This is a genomic window from Salibaculum sp. (assembly GCF_035270045.1).
Classification (GTDB): domain Bacteria; phylum Pseudomonadota; class Alphaproteobacteria; order Rhodobacterales; family Rhodobacteraceae; genus Salibaculum.
In genome coordinates, this window is record NZ_DATFIP010000017.1 from 1 (window position 1) to 2,376 (window position 2,376).

General features: G+C 65.6%; 2 protein-coding genes and 1 pseudogene. All 3 read right to left on the bottom strand.

The features are described 5' to 3' along the window. Nucleotides 1-229 (bottom strand): annotated as a pseudogene (locus VJ897_RS02585) (universal stress protein); the annotation flags it as partial. 46 nt (nt 230-275) lie between these two features. Next, nucleotides 276-1,334 (bottom strand): extracellular solute-binding protein, encoded by a 1,059-nt coding sequence (locus VJ897_RS02590; RefSeq protein WP_324052975.1) that lies wholly within the window; start codon nt 1,332-1,334, stop codon nt 276-278. After that, nucleotides 1,321-2,376: chloride channel protein (locus VJ897_RS02595; protein WP_324052976.1), on the bottom strand; the 1,056-nt coding region annotated here is incomplete at its 5' end. The genes VJ897_RS02590 and VJ897_RS02595, both read right to left, overlap by 14 nt.

The following is a 2,376-nucleotide window of genomic DNA, read 5'->3' on the forward strand; positions in this document are numbered from 1 at the left end:
GCGGCAGGGTCTTGGAGAGCACGTCGATCTCGACCTTGATGCCGTGGCGGGCGAGATATTGCGACAGAAGGCCGCCCGGGTCCGAGCGGTTGGGGCCGTGGCTGGGCGGGTCGATCACCACAACGTGCACCACGTCCGCGCTCTTGAGCAGGGGCAGGGCGACGCGGACGGCACCAAGCGCCTCGCTGCTTTCGTTCCAGCCCAGCATGATGCGCGCGGGGCGCTCCACATCGGCGAGCTGGCTGACGCCGGCCTGCGAGACGGTAGGCGCAAAATCACCCGTCTTCATTCAGCCAGGCGCGGAACCGGCGCAGTCGCAGGTCTTCGGTGTTGGCATACCAGGTGCTGTCCTGAAGCAGCGACCGGCCGCCATGTTGAGGGGCGTTTGGCAAATAGCTGCGCATCGGGGCGCCTGTTGCGGGGTTGAGCGCGATCCGGTCGAATGCGGAGCGTCGCGTGGGGCCGTAAGGGATACGCGTCGCGAGCCGCGCCATGCTGGCCGGCCGTGAGGCGTGGGCGACAAAGGCGCGCGCGGCCTCGGGCGCATCGGAGGATGCGGCGATCACCCAGACCTCGATCCCGATGATCCGGCCATCCCACACGATATCAATCGGCGCGCCCCGGTGATGGGCCATGTCGAAAAAGCGACCGTTGAAACCGGCGGCCATCGCGGCGCGGCCATCGGCCAGCATCGCGGCGGGTTCGGCCGGGTCCTGCCACCAGATGATATCATCGCGAATCGAGTCGAGCCGCCGGAACGCCAGCTTCAGGCCGCGATCGGTACTCAGAAGCCCGTAGACCTGTTCAGGCGGCACGCCCTCTGCAAGCAAGGCCCATTCGAGAATCCCGTCGGGGCTGCGCTGCACCGCACGAGGGCCGGGGAAACGTTCGGTATCGAAAAAATCCTCGATACTGGTCGGTTTGATCCCGGGAAAGGCCCGGTCATCGAAGGCCATAACGCGGGCATAGGCATTTTGCGGAACCGAACAGCGGGTCGGGCCGGACGGTGTGAAATCCGCCAAGGCGTCCGACGTGAACAGCGATCGCGGGTCCAGCTCCAGCAGTAGGCCGCGCCCGCAGGCCACGCGCGCCTGATCGTCCAGCATGTCGATCACATCCCAGCCCTGATCCGCGCCGTGCTCGGCGAGGGCGGTCCAGGTGCCGTCATAGACGTCCACGGTCACGTCATGGCCGGTCTCCTCGACGAATGGGGCGATGACCGCCTCGCGTTGCGCGGCTTCATAGGCACCGCCCCATGACACGATGGTCAGATCCTCCGCCGCGGCGGGCAGGGCAAAGAGCGAGCAGAGCAGCAGGACGTTACACAGACGCATTTTCTTCTTTCCGCAAACGGGCGGCCTCATCAAGCCATGCCGAGACCAGATCGGCCTCCGAAACGGCGCCGAGATAGTATCCCCCGTCGCGCGAGATGACGGGAACCGCGTCGCCGACGAAGCCGCGCAGGCGCTCCATCGCCTCGGCCAGATCGGTGTCGTCATGGAACATCAGCTTAGCGGGATGGCTGTCACCGTCCACGCGACCGTGCCCGTCGGGGCCGCCCGGCGTGTAAACGCCCAGCAGCCTGCCAGCCGGGTCGAGGACAAACGCCTCACGCCAGCCCTTTTCGTGAAGACGCGCGGTGACATTTTCCGGGGTGTCGGCTGCGGCGGCGGTGACCACGTCAGGCTGGAGATAGTCAGCTACTTTCAGCGCGGCGAGATGTGCGTGATCCCGGCCCAAAGAGAAATCGATGCCGCGCCGGGACAGTTGCACGTCAAACAGGGACCGCCCGAAAATCCGGTGCGACAGCAGGCTGGAGAAGACCACCGCGACCATTGCGGCAATCGTCACATCGTAATTGCGGGTGAGCTCGAACACGATCAGAATGCAGGTCAACGGGGCCCCGATGACCGCGCTGGCAAAGGCCATCATGCCGCTGATGGCATAGATCGCGGCCCCGGAACTCGGGATGCCGGAGACGGAGGACAGGAGCGTCCAGAAAAAGACTCCGATCAGACTACCGATCAGAAGCGACGGGCTGAAGGCGCCCCCGGAAAACCCCGCGCCGATACAGAGCGCGGTCAGTACGATCTTGGTCAGGATAAGGACAATCACCTCTGCCAGCCCGAAGGCCCCGTCGATGGTGGCAAAACGCAGGGTAGACGTGCCGATCCCGAGGACATCCGGCAAGGCCAACGCGGTCAGCCCCACCGCAAGGCCTGCCGATGCCGTGCGCAACTCGGGCCGCTTGATGTGACGTGTGAGCCATGGGCCCAATTCGAGCAGAAGCCGCATGAAGGCGATCGCCGCAAGGGCGACGCACAGTCCCAGCACCGCGACAAGCGCGAACTCGTAGCCGTGTTCCACCCCCTGGAA